At 73.9% G+C, this 24,814-nt stretch carries 22 protein-coding genes; 17 read left to right on the top strand and 5 right to left on the bottom strand.

Annotated features, from left to right (window positions below; genetic code table 11):
• Nucleotides 1–28: 28 nt before the first annotated feature.
• A complete protein-coding gene (locus tag ACZ4U4_RS16995) occupies nucleotides 29–970 on the bottom strand; it encodes an NADP-dependent oxidoreductase (protein ID WP_467874456.1) in 942 nt (313 codons plus the stop codon).
• 69 nt (nucleotides 971–1,039) lie between these two features.
• Here ACZ4U4_RS16995 and ACZ4U4_RS16990 point away from each other — a divergent pair, with 69 nt between their 5' ends.
• Together ACZ4U4_RS16990 and ACZ4U4_RS16985 are read left to right on the top strand one after the other, a co-directional pair.
• Nucleotides 1,040–2,035 (top strand): GlxA family transcriptional regulator, encoded by a 996-nt coding sequence (locus ACZ4U4_RS16990; protein WP_467874453.1) that lies wholly within the window; start codon nucleotides 1,040–1,042, stop codon nucleotides 2,033–2,035.
• Nucleotides 2,036–2,076: 41 nt separating this feature from the next.
• Nucleotides 2,077–2,559, top strand: a complete 483-nt coding sequence (locus tag ACZ4U4_RS16985; RefSeq protein ID WP_467874451.1) for an NUDIX hydrolase — start codon at nucleotides 2,077–2,079, stop codon at nucleotides 2,557–2,559.
• Nucleotides 2,560–2,625: 66 nt separating this feature from the next.
• Here the strand turns inward: ACZ4U4_RS16985 and ACZ4U4_RS16980 are convergent, their stop codons facing one another.
• Entirely contained in the window at nucleotides 2,626–2,988 is a 363-nt protein-coding gene (locus ACZ4U4_RS16980) for a hypothetical protein (protein WP_467874448.1), read from the bottom strand.
• A gap of 340 nt (nucleotides 2,989–3,328) precedes the next feature.
• On the opposite strand from ACZ4U4_RS16980, the gene ACZ4U4_RS16975 reads away from it, so the two are divergent.
• On the top strand, nucleotides 3,329–5,548 hold the full coding sequence (locus tag ACZ4U4_RS16975) for an NADP-dependent isocitrate dehydrogenase (RefSeq protein ID WP_467874447.1): 2,220 nt from the start codon (nucleotides 3,329–3,331) through the stop codon (nucleotides 5,546–5,548).
• A gap of 83 nt (nucleotides 5,549–5,631) precedes the next feature.
• On the opposite strand, the gene ACZ4U4_RS16970 is transcribed toward ACZ4U4_RS16975, so the two are convergent.
• A complete protein-coding gene (locus tag ACZ4U4_RS16970; RefSeq protein WP_467874445.1) occupies nucleotides 5,632–6,558 on the bottom strand; it encodes a GNAT family N-acetyltransferase in 927 nt (308 codons plus the stop codon).
• A gap of 275 nt (nucleotides 6,559–6,833) precedes the next feature.
• Between ACZ4U4_RS16970 and ACZ4U4_RS16965 the strand changes: the two genes are divergently transcribed.
• The 11 genes from ACZ4U4_RS16965 (at nucleotide 6,834) to ACZ4U4_RS16915 (ending at nucleotide 18,296) form a co-directional block, all read left to right on the top strand.
• Nucleotides 6,834–7,490, top strand: a complete 657-nt coding sequence (locus tag ACZ4U4_RS16965; protein ID WP_467874443.1) for a class I SAM-dependent methyltransferase — start codon at nucleotides 6,834–6,836, stop codon at nucleotides 7,488–7,490.
• A gap of 273 nt (nucleotides 7,491–7,763) precedes the next feature.
• Nucleotides 7,764–9,614, top strand: a complete 1,851-nt coding sequence (gene asnB / locus ACZ4U4_RS16960; protein ID WP_467874441.1) for an asparagine synthase (glutamine-hydrolyzing) — start codon at nucleotides 7,764–7,766, stop codon at nucleotides 9,612–9,614.
• A 134-nt stretch (nucleotides 9,615–9,748) separates the two neighbouring features.
• The gene (locus ACZ4U4_RS16955) at nucleotides 9,749–10,138 is read left to right on the top strand and encodes a GntR family transcriptional regulator (protein ID WP_467874439.1); all 390 of its coding nucleotides are present in this window, start codon (nucleotides 9,749–9,751) and stop codon (nucleotides 10,136–10,138) included.
• Nucleotides 10,139–10,222: 84 nt separating this feature from the next.
• Nucleotides 10,223–11,185, top strand: coding sequence for a pirin family protein (locus ACZ4U4_RS16950; protein ID WP_467874437.1), 963 nt, complete (start codon nucleotides 10,223–10,225; stop codon nucleotides 11,183–11,185).
• A gap of 87 nt (nucleotides 11,186–11,272) precedes the next feature.
• The gene (locus tag ACZ4U4_RS16945) at nucleotides 11,273–11,788 is read left to right on the top strand and encodes a 2,4'-dihydroxyacetophenone dioxygenase family protein (protein WP_467874435.1); all 516 of its coding nucleotides are present in this window, start codon (nucleotides 11,273–11,275) and stop codon (nucleotides 11,786–11,788) included.
• A gap of 155 nt (nucleotides 11,789–11,943) precedes the next feature.
• A complete protein-coding gene (locus ACZ4U4_RS16940) occupies nucleotides 11,944–12,387 on the top strand; it encodes an Rrf2 family transcriptional regulator (RefSeq protein ID WP_467874432.1) in 444 nt (147 codons plus the stop codon).
• A 94-nt stretch (nucleotides 12,388–12,481) separates the two neighbouring features.
• Entirely contained in the window at nucleotides 12,482–13,981 is a 1,500-nt protein-coding gene (locus ACZ4U4_RS16935) for an MFS transporter (protein ID WP_467874429.1), read from the top strand.
• A 135-nt stretch (nucleotides 13,982–14,116) separates the two neighbouring features.
• The gene (locus tag ACZ4U4_RS16930) at nucleotides 14,117–14,920 is read left to right on the top strand and encodes a class I SAM-dependent methyltransferase (RefSeq protein ID WP_467874427.1); all 804 of its coding nucleotides are present in this window, start codon (nucleotides 14,117–14,119) and stop codon (nucleotides 14,918–14,920) included.
• 282 nt (nucleotides 14,921–15,202) lie between these two features.
• Entirely contained in the window at nucleotides 15,203–15,673 is a 471-nt protein-coding gene (locus ACZ4U4_RS16925; RefSeq protein ID WP_467874425.1) for a hypothetical protein, read from the top strand.
• A 118-nt stretch (nucleotides 15,674–15,791) separates the two neighbouring features.
• Complete coding sequence (locus tag ACZ4U4_RS16920; RefSeq protein ID WP_467874422.1) at nucleotides 15,792–16,910, top strand: trypsin-like serine peptidase; 1,119 nt, start codon at nucleotides 15,792–15,794, stop codon at nucleotides 16,908–16,910.
• Between the two features lie 90 nt (nucleotides 16,911–17,000).
• The gene (locus tag ACZ4U4_RS16915) at nucleotides 17,001–18,296 is read left to right on the top strand and encodes an alpha/beta hydrolase (protein ID WP_467874420.1); all 1,296 of its coding nucleotides are present in this window, start codon (nucleotides 17,001–17,003) and stop codon (nucleotides 18,294–18,296) included.
• A 10-nt stretch (nucleotides 18,297–18,306) separates the two neighbouring features.
• Here ACZ4U4_RS16915 and ACZ4U4_RS16910 read toward each other — a convergent pair whose 3' ends face one another.
• A complete protein-coding gene (locus ACZ4U4_RS16910; RefSeq protein WP_467874417.1) occupies nucleotides 18,307–19,014 on the bottom strand; it encodes a nucleotidyltransferase domain-containing protein in 708 nt (235 codons plus the stop codon).
• Nucleotides 19,015–19,186: 172 nt separating this feature from the next.
• On the opposite strand from ACZ4U4_RS16910, the gene ACZ4U4_RS16905 reads away from it, so the two are divergent.
• Nucleotides 19,187–19,903, top strand: coding sequence for a L,D-transpeptidase (locus ACZ4U4_RS16905; protein WP_467874414.1), 717 nt, complete (start codon nucleotides 19,187–19,189; stop codon nucleotides 19,901–19,903).
• 64 nt (nucleotides 19,904–19,967) lie between these two features.
• On the opposite strand, the gene ACZ4U4_RS16900 is transcribed toward ACZ4U4_RS16905, so the two are convergent.
• Nucleotides 19,968–21,884: an N-acetylmuramoyl-L-alanine amidase gene (locus ACZ4U4_RS16900; RefSeq protein WP_467874412.1), complete on the bottom strand. Its 1,917-nt coding sequence runs from the start codon at nucleotides 21,882–21,884 to the stop codon at nucleotides 19,968–19,970.
• Nucleotides 21,885–22,320: 436 nt separating this feature from the next.
• Between ACZ4U4_RS16900 and ACZ4U4_RS16895 the strand changes: the two genes are divergently transcribed.
• Both ACZ4U4_RS16895 and ACZ4U4_RS16890 read left to right on the top strand, forming a co-directional pair.
• The gene (locus ACZ4U4_RS16895) at nucleotides 22,321–22,995 is read left to right on the top strand and encodes an HAD family hydrolase (RefSeq protein ID WP_467874409.1); all 675 of its coding nucleotides are present in this window, start codon (nucleotides 22,321–22,323) and stop codon (nucleotides 22,993–22,995) included.
• A 23-nt stretch (nucleotides 22,996–23,018) separates the two neighbouring features.
• The gene (locus tag ACZ4U4_RS16890; protein ID WP_467874407.1) at nucleotides 23,019–24,725 is read left to right on the top strand and encodes an MFS transporter; all 1,707 of its coding nucleotides are present in this window, start codon (nucleotides 23,019–23,021) and stop codon (nucleotides 24,723–24,725) included.
• Nucleotides 24,726–24,814 lie beyond the last annotated feature (89 nt).

The raw sequence follows: 24,814 nt of genomic DNA, 5'->3' as shown, positions 1-24,814 counted from the left end.
CCGGGCGGGGTGCCCGGGCCCGTACGCCTCACACCGTCAGGACGATCTTCCCCGCGGTGCGTCCGGTCTCGCCCAGCTCATGGGCCTTGGCCGCGTCCGCGAGCGGGAACGTCGCGGCGATCTCCGCGCGCAGCCGGCCGGCCGCCGCCAGATCGGCGAGCGCCTGCATGCCCTGCTGATCGTGTTCGACGACCATGCCCGCCGCCCGGACGCCGAGCCGCCCGGCCTCGGCACGCACCGCGTCGTCGGCACCCAGGATGCTCACGTACACCCCGCCGGGGCGCAGCGTGCGCAGCGACCGCGGGCCGTACTCCCCGGCGATGGTGTCCAGGACGACGTCCACGTCGCGCACCGCCTCGGCGAAGTCCACCGTGCGGTAGTCGATCATCTCGTCGGCGCCCAGCCCGCGGACGAACGCATGCTTCGGCTCGCTCGCGGTGCCGATCACATACGCCCCGCGCGCCTTGGCGATCTGCACCGCCAGATGCCCGACACCGCCCGCCGCCGCATGGATCAGCACCCGCTGTCCCTCGCGGAGTCCGGCGGTGTCCACCAGCGCCTGCCAGGCGGTGAGCGCCGCCAGCGGCAGGGCGCCGGCCTGGACGTGGTCGATCTCCGCCGGCTTGGCCACCAGCGCCCGCGCGGGGGCGAGCACGTACTCGGCGAAGGCGCCGACGCCGTCGGGGTAGGGCAGCATCCCGAACACCTCGTCGCCCGCCTCGTGCAGCGTCACACCCCAGCCGACCTGCTCGACCACGCCGGACACGTCCCAGCCGAGCACCAGCGGCAGCGGCCGCGAGACGGTGGTCCGGTGCCGCCGGTTCTTCCAGTCGGTCGGGTTCACCCCGGCGGCGCGCACCCGCACCAGCACCTGGCCGATGCCCGGCACCGGCCGCTCGCGTTCGGTCTCCGTCAGCACCTCGGGGCCGCCGAAGGTGTCCTGGCTGATCACTCGCATCGTGTTCGTCATGGCTCCACGGTGCCCGCTCGGGCCGCACAGGGAAATGGCAGGATTGCCATCCTCCGCTAGGATCATGCCATGTCCGCTTCCGAGCCCGCCCCGGCCGCCGCCCCGCACCGCGTCGTCGTCCTCGCGCTCGACGGCGTCTACCCCTTCGAACTCGGCATCCCCGCCCGGATCTTCGGCTCCCTCCCCGCCCGGTACACCGTCGTGACCTGTAGCGCGGACGGTCGCCCGGTCCGCACCCGCGCCGATTTCACGATCACCGCGGACCACGGCCCCGAGGCCCTCGAATCCGCCGATACGGTGGTGATCCCGCCGTCCGCGGTCACCGAGGCGCCGGACGCGCTGGCCCGGGTCCGCCCCGGCGCCCGCCTCGTCTCGATCTGCACCGGCTCCCACATCCTGGCCGCCGCCGGCCTGCTGGACGGCCGCCCGGCCACCACGCACTGGCGCGACGCGGCGGAGTTCACCCGCCGCCACCCGCGCGTCCGCGTCGACCCGGACGTGCTCTTCGTCGACGACGGTGACGTGCTGACCTCGGCGGGTGCCGCCTCCGGGGTGGACCTCTGCCTGCACCTCGTCCGCCGGGACCACGGCAGCGAGATCGCCAACCGGGTGGCCCGCGCCTGCGTCGTCCCCGCCTGGCGCGACGGCGGGCAGGCGCAGTACATCGAGCGCCCGGTGCCGTCGCCCGCCGCGGAGAGCACCGCGGCGGCCCGCGCCTGGGCCCTCGACCACCTCCACCTGCCGCTCACCCTGGCCGATCTGGCGGGCCGGGCGCAGATGAGCGGACGGACCTTCGCCCGCCGCTTCCAGCAGGAGCTGGGGATGAGCCCCGGCCGCTGGCTGATCCGGCAGCGGGTGGACCGCGCCCGCCATCTGCTGGAGTCCAGCGATCTCTCCGTCGACCGGATCGCGGGCGAGGTCGGCTTCGCCACCGCGGCGTCCCTGCGCCAGCACCTCCAGGCGGCGGTCGGCGTCTCCCCGCTCGCCTACCGCCGCACCTTCCGCGGCGGCGCTCCGCACCCCTCCGCCGTGGGCGCGGACCGTCCGGCCGCCGCGCGGACCTGAGCCGCCGGGCGCCCGCCGCGGCGGACCCGCACACTGACCTCGTGGCCGCGAAACGCAGCGCCGGACTGCTGCTCTTCCGCCGCGGCTCCACCGGCGGCCGCGGCCTCGAAGTCCTGCTGGCGCACATGGGCGGACCGCTGTGGGCCCGGCGCGAGGCGGGCGCCTGGACGGTGCCGAAGGGCGAGTACGTCCCGCCGGAGGAGCCCCGGGAGGCGGCCGCGCGGGAGTTCACCGAGGAGCTGGGGCTGCCGCCGCCGCGCGGGGCCTACGTCCCGCTGGGCGAGGTCCGGCAGGCCGGCGGCAAGACCGTGACCGTCTGGGCGGTCGAGGGCGACCTCGACCCCGACGCGATCACGCCGGGAACCTTCACGATGATCTGGCCGCCCCGCTCCGGCACCGTCCGCACCTTCCCGGAGATCGACCGCGTCGCCTGGTGCACCCCCGACGAGGCCCGCACCCGCCTGGTGACGGCCCAGCGCGCCTTCCTCGACCGGCTCGCGGAGCGGCTGGCGGCGGGCGAGTGAGCCACCGGGGCCGCCCATCGGCTCCCCGGGTGGCTCCCTGTGTGGCTCCCCGGGACGCGCCGGTGCTCAGACCTGGCCGCGTACCGCCCTGTGGTGCTGGCGGGCGAAGAGGAAGGCGGCGCCGGTGGCCAGCAGCGCCATACCGCCGAGGGCCGGCGGCCCCGCCTCCCCCTTGCCGTCCGTCCCGTGCCCGGCGCCCCGCCCGTGCGCCGCCTCGCGCGCCGCGCCGTGCGGGAGAGCGGCATCCCGTACGGCGGGGCGCGGCCCCGAGGCGTCCCGTGCGGCTGCGGGGCGCGGCTGCGGGGCGTGGGCGACGGCGGGCGTGGTGCAGGCGAGGGTCCCGGCGAGCGCGGCCAGTGCGGCGAGCGCGAGCGGGACCGGCCGGACGGAGGTCACCGGCGTGCGGGAGGCCGTGCGGAGTACGGGCATGGGATCTCCTTGTCGCGCCGGTGGCGAGGCGGGTGCGGTGGGGGATCGGGTGGTGAACGGCAATACCCTCCCCGGCATGCCGGCCGCCGACCCGCGCACCCGCCTCGTCACCGGAACGCTAACCAACCCGCGCCGCCGATCAGGCGCCGAAGCGGCCTCCGGAGTGATCCATAAGGCTCCCTTAAGGTCGGGCTAAGCGCGGGCTCAGGTTCCGCGGGCCGCGCCGGACGGGCCGGCGGACGGCTCCGGGGAAACCCGCTTCCAGGGCGCTGTCGAGAAGGGGCCCGCCACGAGATATCTTGATGTCGAGCAATGTTGCAGACGTGGAGCGGAGCACCCGGTGACTGACTCGACCATCATCTACACCCACACCGACGAGGCGCCGGCACTGGCGACCTACTCGTTCCTGCCGGTCGTGGAGGCGTACGCCTCGACCGCGGGCGTCGCCGTGGAGACCCGTGACATCTCCCTCGCGGGCCGGATCATCGCGAGCTTCCCCGAGCGCCTGCGGGAGGACCAGCGCATCGACGACGCCCTCGCCGAGCTGGGCGAGCTGGCGAAGACGCCGGGCGCCAACATCATCAAGCTGCCGAACATCTCGGCGTCCATCCCGCAGCTCAAGGCCGCCATCGCCGAGCTGCAGGAGCAGGGCTACGCGCTGCCGGACTACCCGGACGACCCGAAGACCGACGAGGACAAGGACGTCCGCGCCCGCTACGACAAGGTCAAGGGCAGCGCCGTCAACCCGGTCCTGCGTGAGGGCAACTCCGACCGCCGCGCCCCCGCGTCGGTCAAGAACTACGCCAAGGCCCACCCGCACCGCATGGGCGCCTGGACCGCCGACTCGAAGACCAACGTCGCCACCATGGGCGTGGACGACTTCCGTTCCACCGAGAAGTCCGCGGTCATCGGCGCGGACGGTGCCCTGCGCATCGAGCTGACCGGTGACGACGGCTCCACCACCGTGCTGCGTGAGTCGGTGCCGGTGCTCAAGGGCGAGGTCGTCGACGCCTCCGTGATGCGCGTCGCGGCGCTGCGCGAGTTCTTCACCGCGCAGGTCGCCCGCGCCAAGGCCGAGGGCGTCCTCTTCTCGCTGCACCTCAAGGCCACGATGATGAAGGTCTCCGACCCGATCATCTTCGGTCACGCGGTGCGCGCCTTCTTCCCCAAGACCTTCGCCGAGTACGGCGACGTGCTGGCCGCCGCGGGCCTGACCCCGAACGACGGTCTCGGCGGCATCCTCAAGGGCGTCGAGGCGCTGCCCGAGGGCGCGGCCATCAAGGCGTCCTTCGAGGCGGAGCTGGCCGAGGGCCCCGAGATGGCGATGGTCGACTCCGACCGCGGCATCACCAACCTGCACGTGCCGTCCGACGTCATCGTCGACGCGTCCATGCCGGCCATGATCCGCACCTCCGGCCACATGTGGGGCCCCGACGGCCAGGAGCACGACACCCTCGCCGTCCTCCCCGACAGCAGCTACGCCGGTGTCTACCAGGTCGTCATCGACGACTGCCGCGCCAACGGCGCCTTCGACCCGGCCACCATGGGCTCGGTGCCCAACGTCGGTCTGATGGCGCAGAAGGCCGAGGAGTACGGCAGCCACGACAAGACCTTCGAGATCCCCGCCACCGGCACGGTGCGCGTCCTCGACGGCAACGGCGACGCCGTCCTGGAGCAGGCCGTCGGCGCCGGCGACATCTTCCGCATGTGCCAGACCAAGGACCTGCCGATCCAGGACTGGGTCAAGCTCGCCGTCACCCGCGCCCGCGCCACCGGCGACCCGGCCGTCTTCTGGCTCGACGAGGGCCGCGCCCACGACGCGCAGCTGATCGCCAAGGTCAAGACGTACCTCGCCGAGCACGACACCGACGGTCTGCAGATCGAGATCATGTCCCCGGAGGCGGCGACCGCGTTCTCGCTGGAGCGCATCCGCCGCGGTGAGAACACCATCTCCGTCACCGGCAACGTCCTGCGTGACTACCTGACGGACCTCTTCCCCATCCTGGAGCTGGGCACCAGCGCCAAGATGCTCTCCGTCGTCCCGCTGATGAGCGGCGGTGGCCTCTTCGAGACCGGCGCCGGCGGCTCCGCCCCCAAGCACGTCCAGCAGCTGGTCAAGGAGAACTACCTGCGCTGGGACAGCCTGGGCGAGTTCCTCGCGCTGGCCGTCAGCTTCGAGCACCTCGCGCAGACCACCGGCAATGCCCGCGCCCAGGTCCTGGCCGACACCCTCGACCGTGCGACCGGCACCTTCCTCAACGAGGACAAGTCCCCGAGCCGCAAGCTCGGCGGCATCGACAACCGCGGCAGCCACTTCTACCTCGCCCTCTACTGGGCCCAGGAGCTGGCCAAGCAGACCGACGACGCCCAGCTCGCCGAGGCGTTCGCGGCGCTCGCCAAGACGCTGACCGAGCAGGAGCAGAAGATCGTCGACGAGCTGGTCGCGGTCCAGGGCTCCCCGGTCGACCTCGGTGGCTACTACCAGCCGTCCGTCGAGAAGGCCGCCGCCGTGATGCGCCCGTCGGCCACGCTCAACCAGGCGCTGGCCCACCTCGGCTGATCCACGGCCCGGGGCGTGCCCGACGCCGCACCCTCCGCCCCGCCCGGCACCCGCCGGGCGGGGCGGCTGCGTCGGGGGCGCGCTCACCTTCCGTCCAGCTCCCGTACGCAGCGCCATTCGGAGCCGTACGGGCGGTATCCCAGGGCGTGGTTGACCGCGAGCATCGGGGCGTTGGAGGCGTCGTTGCCGGTGAACGCCTCGGTGCAGCCCGCCTCCCGGGCCCGGTGCAGGGAAGCGGTCTTGGCGAGGCGGGCCAGGCCCCGGCCGCGGTGGGCGCGCCGCGTTCCGGTCATGGAGGAGGAGTAGCGGCCCAGGCCGTCGGTGGCCGCCAGGGTGAAGGCCGCGACCTCACCGCCGACGGTCACCACCGTCGACAGCCGCGGATCGTGGTCCGGGTGCTCCCAGATCTGCCGCAGCCAGTGCGGATACGTCATCGCGTCGCACGGCACATCGCCCGGCTCGTCCCCCGCCGTCTCGGCGTCCGCGGCGAACACCGGCGCCGGGTCCGCGGCGAAATCGGCGCCGGTGTGCAGCGCCACGCCCGGCGGCAGCCGACCGGGCGGCGGCAGCGCCGCGCCCGCCAGATCGAGCCGGAGGAAGTGGGCCGGGCGGGTGCGGCGGTAGCCGCGCCGCTCCGCGAAGGCGAGCGGGCCCGGCGCGTCGTCCACCCAGGCGAAGATCCGCTCCGCGCCGGCCGCCGCGAGGTGTTCCTCGGCGGCGGTCAGCAGCGCCCCGCCCGCCCCGTACCACCGGTGGTCGGGGTGGACATGGGGCGTCGCGGAGCCCGTGCCCGGGACGCTGCTGTCGTGCACCAGATGGGCGGTGACGGCGCCGATCACCCGGCCCTCGCGCTCCGCGACCAGGCACCGCAGCCGCTGCTCCGGGGCGGCGGTGGTGAGCTGCCGGACGAGGCCCCGAGGCGTGGCGAGGACGGCGGGGAGGGCGGCCCGCCGCAGGTCGGCGACGGCCTGGGCGTCCGAGGGGCGGAAGTCGCGCACGGTAGGACTCATGGCCGCGGACGGTACGCCACGGGCGGCGCCGGTCGCCTCCGGTTTTCGCGCCCCGGCGACCGGTCCGGAACCGCCCGGCCCGTTCCTGAACGGGCGCGCCCGGGGCGGCCGTTCCGGGGCCCGGTCGCCCGGGCCGGTGACGCTGCCACAGGGAGGGCGGCCGGGCCGGGCTGCGCTCGCCGGAGCGCGGACCGGCGGCCGACCGGACCGTGCCGCGCCGGGCCCCGGCAGCCGCCGACGGGACCGTTGTCAGTGGTCGCCGTCACCATGGGGGCATGACCACTCACGCAGCGACACCACCCGGCCCGCCCGCCGACGCCCGCCCCGGCTCCGCCGCGTACTGGGAGGCCGCCGCGGTCACCTTCGACGACGCCCCCGACCACGGCCTGCGGGACCCGGCGGTCCGCGCCGCCTGGGCCGCCCGGCTGCACGGCTGGCTGCCCACGCCGCCCGCCGCCCTCCTCGATCTCGGCTGCGGCACGGGCAGTCTGTCCCTCCTCGCGGCCGAGGCGGGGCACCGCGTCCTGGGGATCGACCACGCGCCCGCCATGATCGAGCGCGCCCGCGCCAAGCTCGCCGGGTACGACGCCCGTTTCCTGCCCGGTGACGCCGCGCTCCCGCCGGTGGGGGAGGAGCGGTTCGCCACCGTCCTGGTGCGCCATGTCCTGTGGGCGCTGCCCGACCCGCGGGCCGCACTGCGGCGCTGGACGGAGCTGTTGGCCCCCGGCGGGCGGCTGGTCCTCGTCGAGGGCCGCTGGGGCGAGTCCGACCCGACGGGCATCGCCGCCGCCGAACTCCGGTCGTACATACGGGAGGTGGGTTGCGGGCTCCGGGTCCGCGTGGAGGATCTTTCCGGTGATCCACTGCTGTGGGGGAAGGAGGTGTCCGACGAGCGGTACGCCCTGATCGCCGAGGTGTCCGGGGCCGCCTGACCGCCGTCGAGGTGCGGTGCGGGGCCGATCGGGTGACCGTCGGGAGAGGGGCCGGTCCCGGGCCGGGGCTTCCGGTGGCCGCGTCCGCACGGCCTCTTCCCGCCCGGTGCGCACCCGGCATGCACCCGGCGCGCACCGCCCACCGGAGCCGCCCTGGCTCGTTCCGGACAGTCCGGAACCTGCATAGGTGGTAGCTACAGCTATCCCGGCGTACCGTGATCAACGGGGGCCGCTGCCGGGATGCGGCGGCCCGCTGCCGACGAAGGAGCCGAGATGTGTGGAATCACCGGATGGATCTCCTACGACCGTGACCTCACCACCGAGCGTCCCACCCTTGAGGCGATGACCGAGACCATGGCCTGCCGTGGTCCGGACGCCGCCGGGATCTGGCTCGACACCCACGCCGCGTTCGGCCACCGCCGCCTCGCCGTCATCGACCTCGACGGCGGCAAGCAGCCCATGGCCGTCGAACGCGACGGCCGCACCCTGCTCGTCACCACCTACAGCGGTGAGGTCTACAACTACCGCGAGCTGAAGGCCGAGCTGGAGGGCCTGGGGCACACCTTCCGTACGCAGAGCGACACCGAGGTCGTGCTCCACGCCTACCTGGAGTGGGGCGAGGCGTTCACCGAGCGTCTCAACGGGATGTACGCCTTCGCGCTCTGGGACCCGCGGACCGAGGAGCTGCTCCTGGTCCGCGACCGGATGGGCATCAAGCCCCTCTACTACCAGCCCACCCCGAACGGCGTGCTCTTCGGCTCCGAGCCCAAGGCGATCAACGCCCACCCCGAGGTACGGCCCGCCATCGACACCGAGGGCCTGGCCGAGCTGATCACTTTCACCAAGACCCCCGGCCACGGCGTCTTCAAGGGCATGCGCGAGGTCCGCCCCGGCCACACCGTCCGCGTCACCCGCGACGGGCTGACCACCCGCTGCTACTGGGCGCTCCAGGCGCGTGAGCACACCGACGACCTCGACACCACCGTCGGCCACATCCGCGGTCTGCTCGACGACATCGTCGCCCGCCAGCTCATCGCCGACGTCCCGCTGTGCACCCTGCTCTCCGGCGGCCTCGACTCGTCCGCGATCACCGCGCTCGCCGCCGGTGCGCTGGCCGCCCAGGGCAACGGCCCGGTCCGCTCGTTCGCCGTCGACTTCACCGGGTACACCGAGAACTTCACCCCCGACGACCTGCGCGGCACCCCCGACGGCCCGTACGCCCACGCCCTCGCCGAGCACGTCGCCTCCGACCACCACGACATCGTGCTGGACACCGCCGCCCTGATGGACCCGGCGCACCGCGCCGCCGTCCTCGCCGCCCGCGACCTGCCCAACGGCTTCGGCGACGGCGACACCTCCCTCTACCTCCTCTTCAAGGCGGTACGCGAACAGTCGACCGTCGCCCTGTCCGGCGAATCGGCCGACGAGATCTTCGGCGGCTACCGCTGGTTCCACGACCCCGAGGCCGTGCACGCCGACACCTTCCCCTGGATAGCCGCCGGTGTCTCGGGCCGCTTCTCCGGCGGCAACGCCGTCCGTGAGGCGCTCCTCGACCGCGGTCTCCTCAAGCGCCTCGACCTCAAGGGCTACGAGGACCGCCGCTACCGCGAGGCGCTGGCCGAGGTCCCCTACCTCGACAGCGACACCGGGCTCCAGCGCCGGATGCGCGAGGTCAGCTATCTGCACCTGACCCGCTTCGTGCAGATCCTCCTCGACCGCAAGGACCGCGCCTCGATGGCCGTCGGCCTGGAGGTCCGCGTCCCGTTCTGCGACCACCGCCTCGTCGAGTACGTCTTCAACACCCCCTGGTCGATGAAGACGTTCGACGGCCGCGAGAAGTCGCTGCTGCGCGCCGCCACCCGCGACGTGCTGCCCGCCTCCGTCGCCGACCGGGTCAAGAGCCCGTACCCCAGCACCCAGGACCCGGGGTACAACGAGGCGCTCCGCAGCGAACTGCGCGGGGTCGCCGCCGACCGGAACGCCCCCGTCCAGCCGCTGCTGGACTCCGAGGTCGCCAAGGAGGTCACCGCCGACGGTGCCACCGGCGACATCCGCCCCGGCGCCGAGCTGATGCTCGGCCTGAACGCCTGGCTCCGCACCACGGGCACCAGCCTGGAGCTGTGAACCGGACCGCCCCGGGGAGCCGCCCGCCGCTCCCCGGGGCGAGCCGCGCACCCACCTGACGCACAATGGGCGCGACCACCCGCTCCCGGCCCGCCCGCGGGCCGGCACCCGCCCGCACCCCAGGAGCGCCCGCCGTGTCCTCGCCGCAGCACCTCCGGATCACCCTCGACCCCCGGTCCGCCGACGCCCCGTTCGAGCAGGTCCGCGCCCGGATCGCCGACCAGGCCCGGTCCGGGGCGCTGCCGGTGGGATTCCGGCTGCCCACCGTCCGCGGCCTCGCCGACGAACTGGGCATCGCCGCCAACACCGTCGCCAAGGCGTACCGCGCCCTGGAGGCCGACGGGGTGATCGAGACCCGCGGCCGCAACGGCAGCTTCGTCGCCGCGGCGGGCGAGGCCGCCGACAAGGAGGCCGCCACCGCCGCCGCCGACTACGCCCGCCGCGCCCACCGCCTCGGCCTGGACCACGACGCCGCCCTCGCCGCCGTCCGCGACGCGCTCCGCGCCACGTACGGCACCGGCTGACCGGGCGCCGGACGCGTACCGGCAGGACATGCCCACCCGCACGGTTGCCCGAATCGCGCGCCGCGCCCGGCCTATCGTGACGTCATGAGCAACCTCGACATCCGCCCGCTCGCCAAACCCTGCGGGGGCAACGGCCGCACCGGACCGGTCCGCGACGTCCAGCCCGGCAAACAGGTGCCGCTCGGCGAGAGCACGCTCGTCCGCCGCCTGCTGCCCAACCTCGGCCGCCGGATGGTCGGCGCCTGGTGCTTCGTCGACCACTACGGCCCCGACGACATCGCCGACGAGCCCGGTATGCAGGTGCCGCCACATCCGCACATGGGTCTGCAGACCGTCAGCTGGCTGCACGACGGTGAGGTGCTGCACCGCGACAGCCTGGGCAGCCTGCAGACCATCCGCCCGCGTGAACTGGGCCTGATGACCTCGGGCCGGGCCATCGCGCACTCCGAGGAATCGCCGCGCGACCACGCCCGGCTGCTGCACGGCGCGCAGCTGTGGGTCGCCCTGCCCGGCGAGCACCGCCACACCGAGCCGTCGTTCGAGCACCACGACGACCTGCCCGTCGTCACCGGCGCCGGCGGCCTGACCGCCACCGTCATCCTCGGCGAACTGGCCGGAGCCACCTCACCCGGCACCACGTACTCCCCGCTCGTCGGCGCCGACCTGGCCCTCACCGCCGGGACCGACACCCGGCTGCCGATCGACCCGGACTTCGAGTACGCCGCCCTGACCATCTCCGGCGAGAGCGAGATCGACGGCGTCCGCCTCACCCCCGGCTCCCTCCTCTACCTCGGCTCCGGCCGCACCGAACTCCCGCTCCGCGCCCCCACCGACTGCGCCCTGCTCCTCCTCGGCGGCGAACCCTTCGAAGAGAACTTGATCATGTGGTGGAACTTCATCGGCCGCACCCAGGAGGACATCGCACAGGCCCGCGCCGACTGGGTGATGGGCGACCGCTTCGGCACCGTCCACGGCTACGACGGTGCGCCACTGCCTGCGCCCGAGTTGCCCGGGACGCCGCTGAAGCCGCGGGGGAGGGCGCGCTGAGCTGGGGGTTCACGGGTGCCCCGTAAGGAGCCCCGGATGCGGGTAGGGGTGCGGATCGTACCGGCGTCAGCAGGAGGGACTTCCGTCATGACGACCAGCCCGCCTCCGGGTCCGGAGAGCCTGGCCGCGATCGAGGCGAGGATCGACCGGCGCCGGGACCGGTACGCGCTGCCTGAAGGGCACATTCCGGAGGCGGCCTCGCCGTGGCTCCCCTTCGTGCCGCAGGTGATGATCAAGCATCTGACGTTCGACATCCGCAGCAACTCCGCCGCGAACGTGCTGTGGGTGCAGGCCGGCGCCTCCTTGGGCCGTCACCGCCACCGCGGTCCCGTCTCCGGCTATGTGCTCGAAGGCAGTTGGCGCTACCTGGAGTACGACTGGGTCGGCCGGCCCGGTGACTTCATCCGGGAGAGCCCGGGCCGTACCCACACCCTCTTCTCCGACGACGGCATGAAGACCGTCTTCTGGCTGAACGGCCCGGTGGAGTTCCTGGACGAGCACGACAGGGTGGCCGAGGTGATGGACGTCTTCTGGCTCATCGACCACTACGAACGCGGCTGTCAGGAGCAGGGCATCCCGGTCAACGAGGCGTTGTACCTCTGAGGCCGGTCGCGGGAGAGCGCGGAGCGGGCGGCCCCCCCCGTACGGCCACTCGTTGACATGCTCATCGAACTGCCACTAGCGTCGTTGCAGTTCGATCGGCTCGGCGTGATGCGGCGTGATGCGGCGTGATACGGCGTCGGCGGGGGTGGGTTCTCGTGAGTGTCAGCAGCAGGAGCGCGGTGGCGATCCATGCGCTCACCATGCTGGGGCGCTGGGACCGTTCGCTGACCTCCGCGGAGATGGCGGAGAGCCTGGCGAGCAATCCGGTGCTGGTGCGGCGGATCCTCGGCAGCCTGCGGGACGCCGGCCTCGTCGCGTCCAGCGAGGGGCGCAACGGCGGTTGGACGCTCGCCCGTCCCGCCCGCGAGATCACGCTGTACGACGCGTACGCGGCCGTCGAGGCGGGCCCCGTCCTCTCCCGGTATCCGCATCCACCGAGCAACGGGTGCGAGGTGGGGCGCCATATGCAGCGTCTGCTGGAGGTGGAGTTCCGGGAGGCGGAGCGGGCCATGGAGGAGCGGCTCGGCCGGACGACGATCGCCTTTCTGGTCGGGCAGGTGCTGGCCTGTGAGCGCGAACGCGACCGGCGTGCACCGTAGTTGAGCCGAGGTGCGGCGGAGGTGAACCCTCCGCCTTTTCTTTCCCCAAAATGTAACCGTGATGGTGTCAGTTAGCTGCTCAAGGAGGCGCTGCATGAGTTCCACGTCGACGACGGACGGGCGAACCGGTCCGGGAACGGCCCTGCTGGCGGTGGTGATGCCGGCGGTGCTCGTCACGGTCACCGCCAGCGACATGGTCAATCTGATGCTGCCGAGGATCGGGGAAGAGTTCGGCGCCTCCGAGGCCGAACTGGCCTGGGTCGTCACCGGATTCCTGCTGATGTTCTCGGTCGGCATCCCCCTCTACGGCCGCCTCTCGGACCGGGTGGGCCTGCGACGCCTCTTCGCCTTCGCGCTGCTGGCCTACGCCGCCGGGAACCTGATCTGCGCGCTCGCGCCGAGCCTGCTCGTACTGGTGGCCGGGCGGATCGTGACGGGGATCGGCGGGGCCGGTATCCCGGTGCTCTCGGTCATCGCCGTCACCAGGCTCCTTCCCCCGGAGCGGCGCGGCACCGGCATCGGCGTCGCCTCCGCGGGTGCGGGCATCGGCGCCGCCGTCGGACCGGCCCTCGGCGGCGGGCTCGGCCAGTGGCTCGGCTGGCCCTCGCTGTTCTGGCTCCTGTGCGGGGCCGCGCTGCTGCTGCTCCCCGCGGCCTGGCGCGTCCTCCCCGACGAGCGGCCCGCGGGCGAGGGCCGCCTCGATCTGCCCGGCGGTCTCCTCCTCGGCACCGGCACCGGGCTGGCCCTGTTCGGCATGACCCGGGCACAGGTCGCCGGGTTCGGCGCGCCCATGGCCTGGGGCGCGCTCCTCGCCGGGGGCGTCGCGCTGGTGTGCTTCGGGTGGCGAACCGGCCGCGTCGAGCAGCCCTTCGTCCCGCCCGCCCTGTTCCGCGACCGCACCTACCGCACCGGTCTCCTCGTCGTCCTCCTCGCCATGACCGTCAACCTGGGCGGTCTGGTCTTCGTCCCGCTGGTCCTCGTCGAGGTCAACGGACTCACCCCGGGCGAGGGCGCCTTCGTCATGATTCCGGCCGGGGTCGCCGTCGCCCTCGTGTCCCCGCTGATCGGCCGCCTGACCGACCGCGTCGGCGCCCGCCGCCTGGTGCTCGCCGGGATCGCCCTGATGGGACTGGCCGCGCTGGCCCTGTCGGCCGTCACCGGCGGCTCCTCGGCGCTCCCCGCCGGGGCCGGGATCCTCGCGATCGGCCTCGGCTTCATCCTCGTGATCACCACCGTCGTCGGCACCGTCGCAGCTCAGCTGCCCGCCGAGCGGACGGGCGTCGGCCTCGGCATCCTCCAGGGTGCGCAGTTCCTCGGCGCCGGCGTCGGCCCTGCCGTGTTCGGTGTGCTGGCCGCCGCGCGCCGGCAGAGCGGCGCGGCGGCGCTCAACCCGCTCTTCTCCGGCCACCGCGGCGCCGCGTACTCCGACGTCTTCCTGGCCATGGGCGCGGTCGCCGCCCTCACGCTGTGCATCGCGTCCCGGATGCGATCGGCGACCCCCGGGCCCGTACCGGAGACGGAAGCCGCCCGGGGCGCGCGGGATTCCGTACCGCCCGGCACCCACGCGGCAGAGCTTCGAGAGGGATCGCGATGAGGTCCGTGGCCGGGAACTCCCTCCGCGCCAGGGGACGGAGGGCAAGGGGGATCGGCTCGTCTCTCGGGTGTGCGGCGGGTCTCCCTGCCATCCGCCCGGGGCGGGGTGTCCCGGGGCCGGTGCGAGGATGGCGATATGGGATCTGAGGACGGATATCTGCTCGACAACCGCCGGCGTGAGGCGGGCCGCCGCTTCGACGCGTTCGCGGAGCTTTTCGACCCGTGGACGTTCACCCACCTCGACCGGCTGGGGCTCGGTGCGGGGTGGCGCTGCTGGGAGGTCGGTGCGGGCGGCGCCTCGGTGCCCGCCGGTCTCGCCGCGCGCGTCGGGCCGACCGGCCGCGTGTGGGCGACGGACCTCGACACCTCGTGGCTGCCCGGCCCGGACACCGCCACGACCGAGGTGCTGCGGCACGACGTGACCCGGGACGCGCCGCCCGCCACCGGCCTCGACCTCGTCCACGCCCGGCTCCTGCTGGTGCATCTGCCCGACCGGGCGGCGGTCCTCGAACGGCTCGCCGCAGCGCTGCGGCCCGGCGGCTGGCTGGTCGTGGAGGACGCGGATCCGGCGCTCCAGCCTCTCGCCTGCCCGGCCGAGGAGGGGCCGGAGGGGGAGCGGGCCGAGCGCATCCGCCGCGGCTTCCGCGCTCTGCTCGCCCAGCGGGGCGCCGATCTGTCCTTCGGTCGCTCGCTGCCGAGCCTGCTGCGCGGCGCGGGGCTGGAGGACGTGCAGGCCGAGGGGTACTTCCCGGTCACCTCGCCCGCCTGCCGGGAGCTGGAGGCGGCGACGGTCCGGCAACTGCGCGGGGAGCTGACCGGTTCCGGAGCGGCGACCGACACGGAGATCGACGCGCATCTGGCGTGGCTGGCCGAGGAGGACATCGCGGTCACCCCGGCGCCCCTGATCACCTGCTGGGGTCGCCGCGGGGCCGGTAGCTGAGGGTCCGCCAACTCGTCAATTACCTTTGTTTTGCGGGGAGTTCGCGTGGGGTCGGAATCGGTCTGTGGTACGTGATCCCGGGCGTGATCGGCCCCGGCGCACCCTCAACTCGCCAGTGACCCACATCACTCCCTGGCATGTGGATCTTCGGGAAACGTGCGGCAACCGGGGTGCCCGCCGCACGTCTCACGCTATGGAGGCTCCATTCCGGAGCCCGGTGTCCGCACGGGAGTTGGGCGCGGACGCCGGCCCTCCGTTCACCGTGAGAGAGCGAAGGTTCACATGTCCGCACGCCTTGCCCCGACGTCCGCGCGCCCTCCCCGGCGGCTGCGTGTCCTGCTCGGCGCGTCCGTCCTCAGCGCAGTCCTGGGCGGTGGCGCGGTGGTGACCGCCCACGCCGCCGACGGCGCCCAGGCGTCGCGTCCCGCTCCCGCCCCGGCCGCCGTCCCGGCGCAGGCCGGCCCGGCCCCCGCCCGCGACGCCGAGGTGGCCCGGCCGGTTCCGGCCACCGAGGGCCGCCCCGCGCACCGGGCCGCACGGCCCGTTCCGGCGGAGCAGGGCGAAGACACGCGCCCCGCACCGGCCCGCGGTTCCGTCGCGCGCCCCGTCCCGGCGGAGCGGAGCCACCCCGCGCACCGGGCCGCACAGCCCGTCCCCGCCGAGCGGAGCCACCCGTCGCACCACGACGCCGGCGTCCCGGCCCCGTACCCGGCCTCCGGTGGCGAGGCGTCCCGGCCCGGCTCTGCCGCCTGACGAGGCAGCACCTCCCCCTCCGACGCCTCCCGCGGCGCGCGCCCGCCCCGTACACGCCACGCCGCGCTGCGCCGCACCGCTCCGTACGCAGCGACACCCCCTCACGGAAGAAGGACCCATGCGCGACACCCACGCCCGTACCGGCGCACCCCACGCGGCGCGCGCCCCCGAACGCGCGCCCGCGCCGCGGCGTCGGGCCGCGATGCGCCGGGCGGCGGTGACATCGGCCGTCGCCTGCGCGCTCACCGCGGCGTTCGCGCCGGGGGTGGTGGCCGCCCCGGCGCCGGACGGTGCCCCGGCCGAGGGCAAGGTGCTGACCCACGCGGCGGCGGCCACCGCGCAGGACGAGAAGAAGGTGCGCGCGTACTGGACGCCCGCGCGCATCGCCGCACTGAACACGCAGGTCAAGGACGTTCCGCCGCGTGCCGGGAAGGACGGTGCGCCGTGGGGCGGGGGCGGTGCCGTCGACACCACCGTGGGGCGGCTCTTCTTCACCGACCACGGGGAGGACGCCAGTTGCACCGCGACGGCGGTCGAGAGCGCGAACGGCAGCACCGTCGTGACCGCGGGCCACTGCCTCAACGGCACCGACCTCGCCGGTGAGCACAACCAGTGGCAGACCCACGTCCTGTACGTCCCCGGGTACCGCGACGGCAAGGCGCCCCTGGGGACGTTCGTCGTCCGCTGGTCGGTGGTCAACTCCGTCTGGCTGGAGAACGATCAGATCCACGCCCGGTTCGACGCCCATGACCAGGGCTTCGCCGTCGTCGGCCGCAACGAACGCGGCCAGACCCTCCAGCAGGCCACCGGCACCCCCCAGGGCCTCTCCTACGACGCGCCCGGTGACCGCACGGCCGTCCAGTTCGGCTACCCCCGGGCCGCCTCCGACCCCGCCCGCGAGGGGCTGCCCGAGTACACCGGCCGGGAACTGGCCTACTGCCAGGGCGCACCCCGCGAGGACCCGGGCACCCCGGACCACACCGAGCCCGCCGGGATCTGGGGCGCGGCGTGCGTGATGGGCGGCGGCGCGAGCGGCGGTCCCCGGCTGGGCGGCTTCTCCGCCGCCACCGGGCGGGGCGAGGTCGTCGGGGTGAACACCCAGTCCGCCTTCCTGGACGCCGCCGGGAAGGCGTGCGAGGAGTCGGCCGGGGCCGGATGTGTACGGCACCTGGTCGGGCCGCAGTTCACCACCGCGCTGACGAAGCCGCTCCACGACAAGGCCGAGCAGCTGAGCTGACCGGTCCGCCCGGAGGCGGCGCCCGGCCCCGTCGGGCGCCGCCCCTTCCCGGCCCCGGCCACCCCCGTAGAGCACAAGGAAACAGGACCCATGAAGAGAACCACCGTCCGTCGCGGACTCCTCCTGGCGGCGCTGGGCTGCGCCCTGGGCACCGCCGCCGTCGCCGTGCCGGTGCACGCCAGTCCCGCACTGTCCGTCGCACCCGCCGCGAGCACCGTGCGCGAGGCCCGCTACAACCTCGGTGACCAGGCGTTCACCCCTCCGGCCGCCCTCGGCTACCAGGGGCGCGGCGAACTCGCCGGCACCGTGTACTACCCGGCGCGGCTCGGCACCGGCCGGCATCCGGTGGTCCTGATGCAGCACGGCCACTGGGAGACCTGCGCCGACGCCGGGGCGCAGGCCCGCCACACCGCCGCGGAGCGGGCCCGCGACCGGGCCCTGGAGCGGGGCGACAAGGCCGAGGCCGCCCGGCAGGAAGCCGTCATGACGAAGGCCGCCGCGGCGCTCTGGGCCTGGCCCTGCGCCCCGGGCACCGCGCCGATCCCCAGCAGCACGGGCTACGACTACCTCGGCCGCAAGCTGGCCGCCCGCGGCTTCGTGGTCGTTTCCGTCGGCGCCAACGGCATCAACGCGACCGACGGCGGCCAGGCCGACACCGTCTACCGGGCGCGGGCCGCCCTCATCGAACGCCATCTGCGCCTCTGGCAGCAGCTGTCCGCCTCGGGCGGCGGTCCGCTGCGCAAGGCGCTCACCGACGCGCGCGACGGCTCCCCCGTACGGGCCGACTTCCGCGACCGGCTCGACCTGGGACGGGTTGGGCTCCTCGGGCACTCCATGGGAGGGGGAGGGGTGATGCAGGAGATCGCCGACGCGCACCGCGCCGAGCTGCCCGCCGGGATCGGCATCAAGGCCGCCTTCGCCCTCGCCCCCACCACCACCTGGGACGGCGAGCCGGTGACCCGCACGCCGTTCGCCGTCATGTGGGGCACCTGCGACGCCGTCAACACCGGCGACTTCTTCGAGCAGAACCGCGCCGCGACCAAGGTGCCGCTGGTCAAGTACACGCTGACCGGCGGCAACCACGACTTCTACAACCGCCAGTGGTCGCCCTCCAGCGGCCAGGTGGCGGCGCGCGACGACGCCGAGCCCGGCAAGCGGCCCGGTACCTGCCGCACCCAGTACCTCGACCGCGACACCCCGCAGCGGGAGGACGCACGGCTGACGGAGGAGCGGCAGCGGCGGATCGCCGGCGACCGGGTGATCGCCTTCTTCGAGCGGTACCTCCAGGGCCGCACGGACCGGATGCCCTATCTGACCGGCGAGCGGCCCTTCCCGGGGGAGCCGAAGAATCTCGTCACGACGTCCGTCGCCGGGAAGAGCGAGTAGGCGGCCGCCCTCAGGGCCGCCGGGGCTGGGCGACCCGGTACTCCCGCAGCGGCCCGCCGACCTCGCGCAGTGCCGTATGGGCGACCGCCGCGAGCGAGGCCGGATCGCCCGCGGCGGCGGTCAGGCCGGCGGCCAGCTCCGGCCGTGCGGTGCGCAGTTCGCGCAGCAGCCATTTGCCGTTGCCCTGCCAGTGCCGGGCGGCCAGCAGCGCCAGCTGGGCCGTCTTCGTCAGGACCCGGGCGGCGACGAAGGCGGCCTCGCCCGCGTCGTCGGTGCCCGCCAGATCGTCGAGGAGGTCGGTGAGTTCGTGGCGGAGCGCATCGGTCTCGGCGGTGGTCGCCGGGGCCGGGCCGTCCGCCAGCCGCCGCCGCATCTCGGCCTGGAGCCGGGCGCCGAGCCCGTCCTCGTCCACGAGGAGCACGCCCTGGGCCAACAGCCGGGGGATGCCCGGCCAGCGGCGGCGGAAGCCGTCCGCGCAGTGGGCGGCGAGCGTCCCCTCGTCGTGGACGAGCAGCTCGACCGGCCAGCCCTCCCACCGCAGGGTGCGGTGCTGCGGCGCCGTCACCCGCGGGAGCACCGCCACCATGTCGAGGTCGGACAGCGGGGTGCGGTGGACGGTCAGCACACTGCCGCCGACGGCCACCATCCGTGCCCGGGGCAGCAGTTGGCGCGCCACCGCTGCCGCCGCCACGACCGGTGCCTCACGCGGAGAGGTCATTTTCCGGTCCTACCCCCGGCATGGCCGACAAGTCGCCCGTTCCTCCGCCGTGTTCCGGTCGAGCATCTAATCTGAGCGAAGGCGGAGGAGGGGGCGGCGGTGTCCGCCCCGCGGCCGCACACAGCGCCCAAAGGGGCGACAGCGGAGGCACGTTGAGGTGGGGATCGGACATATGGCGAGATTCGGAATGAACCGTCGCGGCCGGACCGTCGCGTACATGATGGCGGGCACCGTGCTCGCCCCCCTGCTGGCCGGTCTCGGGGCCGCGCCCGCCCAGGCCGCGTCCGGCTCCTGGTGCGGCGGCGCCCGGGGGCCGTACCAGAAGCAGGCCGAGAAGTTCCTGGGCCGCAAGGCCGACGGCAAGCAGTCCCAGGGCGACTGCCGGGCGATCCGCGCCTTCCAGGTCAGCCACGCCATCCACCCGCAGTACGGCTACGCGGGCCCGGTGACGTGGAAGATGATGAAGGTCGTCAAGCCGCAGCGGGACGCCCGCGACAACCCCAACCGCGCCGGCCGCTGCCCCACCAACCGGGGCCGCATCGCCTGCGTGGACCTGACCCGGCAGATCAGCTGGATCCAGGACGGCCGGCACCTCGTCAAGCGCCCGGTGCCCGTCCGCACCGGCCGCAACGGCAACGAGACCCGCACCGGTCTGCACCGGATCTTCTGGAAGCACAAGAACCACGTGTCGTCGCTGTACCACGTCGCGATGCCGTACTCGCAGTTCTTCGACGGCGGCGAGGCGTTCCACGCGATCAGCGGCAGCGTCTGGTCCGCCCCGGGCTCGCACGGCTGCGTCAACATGCGCACCGCCGACGCCAAGGCGTACTGGAAGCTCCTGTCCACCGGCGACGACGTCTTCGTCTACGGACGCAAGCCCGGCACCTGATCCACCGCACGGCACACGACGGCGCCCGGGACCGCAACGGTCCCGGGCGCCGGTGTGTGCGGTGTCAGCGCCCCGCGGGGGCGGCGGTGACCTCCGCGGAGTCCACCAGGACGTACCGGTGGTTGAACTGCACGGTGTAGTACCGCTTCGCGCCGTGCACGACCTTGCCGCCGGACGGCGAGTAGTCCACCGCGGCCTGCGGCTCCCCACTGGTCACATACGCCTGACCTGCGCGGATCCCATAGTTCTTGGCCGTCAGCGGCGTCTGCTTCGACGGCTTCACATCCGCCGGGTACTCGGACTCCTGCGGATACGCCGTGCCGAACACGTGCGCCGCGCCCGTACCGGCCGGCTTGACGATCCGCACCTCCTTGGCCGGAGTGGTGTTACGGCCGCCGGGGTTGTGGATCCAGCCCTTCTGGCCGTCGAACCAGATGGCGGTCCAGTCGCCCTGCCGGTCCGCCACCACGAACTGCTGCCCCGCCTGGACGGTGGTGCTCCAGTCCGCGATGGCGTCGGTACCGGCCTTGGCGTCCTCACCCGTGTGCACGACCGGGTCGAGCAGCAGCGGCGCGTCGTCGGCGGGCGCACTGCGCACGAACAGGGCGCTGGACGGCCCGCTCTGCGGCCCGCACTCCTTCACCTCGCCGGACGGGTCGTCCGCCGGGCAGACCGTGTACGTCTGCTGGTTCTCGTCGAAGCCCGGCGTGATGGTCACCGCCGAACCGACCGGGCCGACACCCCGCTCACCGTCGTCGACGGGCGCGCCGAGCAGCCGCATGAAGCGCGTCCAGTCCCAGCTGTTGCCCGGGTCCCAGTGCATCTCCGCGAGGGTGTCGTCCGAGGGGCCGGGGATGTTGTCGTGCCCGAGGATGTGACGCCGGTCCAGCGGGACGTCGTACTTGGCCGCCAGCCACTTCACCAGCTCCGCGGTCTTCTCGTACGCGACCGGCGTGTACCACTCCGCGCCGTGTGCCGAGAAGCCCTCGTGCTCGATCTGGATGGCGTGGAGGTTGCTGTCGTAGTTGCCGTCCCCGAACGCGACGTCCTTGTTCGGCACCATCTGGGTGACCGCGCCGTCGGACGCCCGCATGACGTACTGCGCCGAGGCGCCGCCCGCCTTCTGGAACGTCTCGACGGCGTTGTTGTACGAGCCCTCTGTGGTGTGGAGGACGATCTGCGTGATCTTCACACCGTTGGCCGGGCGGTCGGAGACCTGCCCGTTGGCGGCCGCAGCCGGCACGAACGTGCAGGTCAGCGTCGCGGGGCACTCGGTCTGCGGCGCCGGTGTGTCGGTGAGCCGCAGCTTGGCGAACTGCCCGGCGACCGGCTTGGCGGACGGCACGGCCGCCAGGGAGAGCGCACCGCCGTTCCCCGCCTGCCGCCGCGCACCGGAGTGGATCGCGGAGAACACCGAGGTGACGTACGAGGTGGCCGCCTTCTTGTCCGTCAGACGGCTGTATCTGGCCACCGCCGCGGTCCACTGCGACGGATCGTCGGACGTGCCGCCCGTCAGCTGCTTCTGGTACGAGGCGAGCAGCGCGGCGCCACCGCGGATGTTGTCCGCGGAGCGGTTCCGCAGCCGGTCGGCCGGGATCCCGGTCAGCTTGGCGGCGGAACTCAGCGTGTGCAGCTCGGGGTGGTCGGCGAACGACGTGAGGTCGGAGCGGCCGGCGGCACCGGCGGCGCCGCGGGAGACCATCCGGGGCGTCACATCGGTGAGGTTCATCAGACCCCAGCCGCCGGTCTGGTTGTAGCCGGAGTGCTGCTGCCAGCCGGACTCCTGGCGGGCCACGCCCAGCAGAACCGGCAGCGGAACATGGAACTCCTTGGCGGCCGCGGTGAATTCGGCCTGCAAGGAGGGGGTCGGGGCGTCGTTCTGTGCCTGCGCCAGTGTGGGCAGGAACGCGAAGCCACCTGCCGCCAGCGTCCCGCCGAGGACCGCTGCGGGGAGCCAGCGTTTCGTTTTGCGCTTGTGCACACCATTCCCTTCGGAGCAACGGCGCACCGGGCGGTACGGGGAGAAGGCCGTGACCTCGCGGACGGCGCACCGAGTGGGGGGGCGGCGCGGAACCACGCGGGCATGCCACAGGCGGGCAACTCGCCGTGGCAAAGGGTGGTTTCGAGCCGTACGCCATGAGATCAGAAAAACATTCCGGTTCCCAGGGCGGTAGCCGATCGTGATCTCACCTTCAACGACTCGTTGCCCGGCATTCGCCCCGGACGACGGCCGGACGGGAACGGGGGCGCCACGTCACACGCGGCCCGCGGCCCGTGCTCCCCGACCGGAATCCCGGCCGATGCAACCAACCCGCGCCCCGCGGTGTTTCCCGAACGGAAGACCACACCGCCCCGCGTGCAGCCGCAGGAGCACGGCGGGACTCCGCACCGCACACACCGGACAAGGACACCCCGAGATGACCGACCGCTCCGCCACCCCGGCACCGTTCCACGCCGCCCTCTTCGACCTCGACGGCACCCTGGTCGCCACCGAACACCGCAGCCGCGCCGCCTGGACCCGCCTCTTCCACGCCCACGGGCTGGAGGCTGACGACGCGCTGCTGGCGACCTTCGTCGGGCGGCGCGGCCAGGAGGCGCTGGCCGACCACGTCCACCGGTTCCCCGGCAGCACCGTCGCCGACCTCTTCGACGAAGCCGTCGGCCATCTCGACGACCCGGACATCCCCCCGCCCCACCCCGTACGCGGCGCCGCCGAACTGGTGCGGCGGCTGCACGGGTCGGGCGTTCCGATGGCGGTCGTCACCTCCGGGCTGCGCGAGCACGCCGGGGCGATGCTGGACCACATCGGCGGCGCCGGTCTCTTCACCACGGTGATCACCGCCGAGGACGTGACCCGCGGCAAGCCCCACCCCGAAGGGTTCCTCGCCGGATGCGAGGCCCTGGGCGTCGACCCCGGGCGGGCGGTGGCGTTCGAGGACGCACCCGCCGGTGTCGCCGCGGCCAAGGCCGCCGGTCTGTTCTGCGTGGCCCTGACCACCACCCACGACGCCGAGGCGCTGCACGCCGCCGACCTCGTCGTCCCCGACCTCGACGACCTCAGCTGGCCGCCGCCGTTCCTGAGCGCGGTCTGACCACCGGACGGAGGGATCCCACCATGCGGCCCCAGCCGCCCGACCCGGGGAGCGCCGCCCCGGAACACCCCACCACGGCCCGGCCCCGGACAGCGGGCGGGTCCGCCCGTCCGGTGGTCCACCGGTGGCGGCTGCTCGCCGTCCTCCTCGCCGCCCAGTTCATGGCCAACATCGACACCGCCATCGTCAACATCGCCGCCCCCGCCGTCCGGAGTGACCTCGGCGCCTCGGGCGGTGAGGCGGGCCTGATGGTCTCCGGCTATGTCGTGGCCTACGCCGTCCTGCTCGTCGCGGGCGCCCGGCTCGGCGGCAGCCGCGGCCACCGCCGGATCTTCCTCGCGGGCCTGGCACTCTTCACCGCGGCGTCCCTCGCCTGCGCCCTGGCCTTCGCCCCGGCAGTGCTGATCACCTCCCGGATCGCCCAGGGCGCGGGCGCGGCGCTGATGGTGCCGCAGGTCCTGAGCGGCATTCAGCTCCACTTCACCGGGCGGCAGCGCATCAAGGCCCTCGGGTACTACGCCATCGCCCTCTCGGGCGGCGCCGTGGCGGGCCAGGCCCTGGGCGGCGTACTGATCGCCGCCGACCTCCTCGGCACCGGCTGGCGCCCGATCTTCCTCGTCAACGTCCCGGCCGGACTGCTGCTCCTGTGGGCGGCGCTGCGGGTGATGCCGCCCGACCCCGGCCCCGGCGCGGAGACCGCCCGCACCGGGCCCGCCGGCGCGGGGAACTCCGCAGGCCCGGACGGGGAGTCACCGGCTTCCGGTACTGCCTCCGGCTCCGGTCCTGGTGCCACCACGGCCGTTCTCTCACCGGACGACATCGACGTCCGCGGCATGGCGCTGCTGGCCACCACGGTGCTGCTGCTCATCGTGCCGCTGCTGCTGGGCACCGACGCGGAGTGGCCCTGGTGGATGTGGGCCTGTCCGGTGGCCGCGGTGCCGACGGGGGCGGCGTTCCGGCGCAGCCAACGGCGCCGCGCCGCGCGGGGCGGGCGGCCGCTGATCGCCGAGGAGGTGATCCGCGAACCGGCGATCCGCTGGTCCCTGGCCGCACACGGCGCCACCACAATGACCTACTTCGCCCTCCTCTTCGTCCTCGCCGTATACCTCCAGGAAGGACTGGGCCGCGGCCCCGCCTACGCGGGAGCGGCCATGATTTCCTGGGTCGCCGCCTTCGGTCTGGCCGGTCCGCTGCTGGCCCGGGTGCCGTCCCGGTACACCGCGGCGATGCCCGCGGTGGGGTGCACGGTCCTGGCCGGCGGTTACACCGCGGTGTGGCTCTACCTCGTGACGGGTCATCGCACCGGCCCGGCGCTCTTCCTGCTGCTGGGCATCGGCGGACTCGGCCTGGGCATCAGCTCCAACGCCCTGATCGCCCGGATGACGTTCGTCCTGCCGGACCGCTACGCCGCCGACCTGTCCGGCGTCATCAGCACCAATGCGCAGCTGTGCGGCGCGCTCGGCGTGGCGACGCTGGGCGGCGGCTATCTCCAGCTGACCGACGGCGGTTCGGCCTCCGCCACCGCATCGGCCCAGGCGCTGCGGACCGTGCTGGCCACCGCCGCCGCCCTGGCGGCACTCTCCGCACTGGCCTCCCGCCGCGGCGCCCGGCCCCGCCCCGCTGTGGCCGGCCCCGCGGCCCCCACCGCCCCCGCCACCGAGGCCATATCCACCGCAACCACCACGACCGGCCCCGAGGAGGACGGCCCCTGGAATGCCTGGCAAAAGTAATGGGCTTGACCTGGTCAGAGGCCGATGTCGCGCAGGAGGCCGCCGGGTATCGGGAGGCAGCCGGCCACGTCATCGCCCGCGATAAACCA

The sequence above is a fragment of the Streptomyces sp. NPDC029159 genome, from assembly GCF_055564055.1.
The sequence above is the reverse complement of the archived record's forward strand: the minus strand, read 5'-3'. Positions and strand labels throughout refer to the sequence as shown.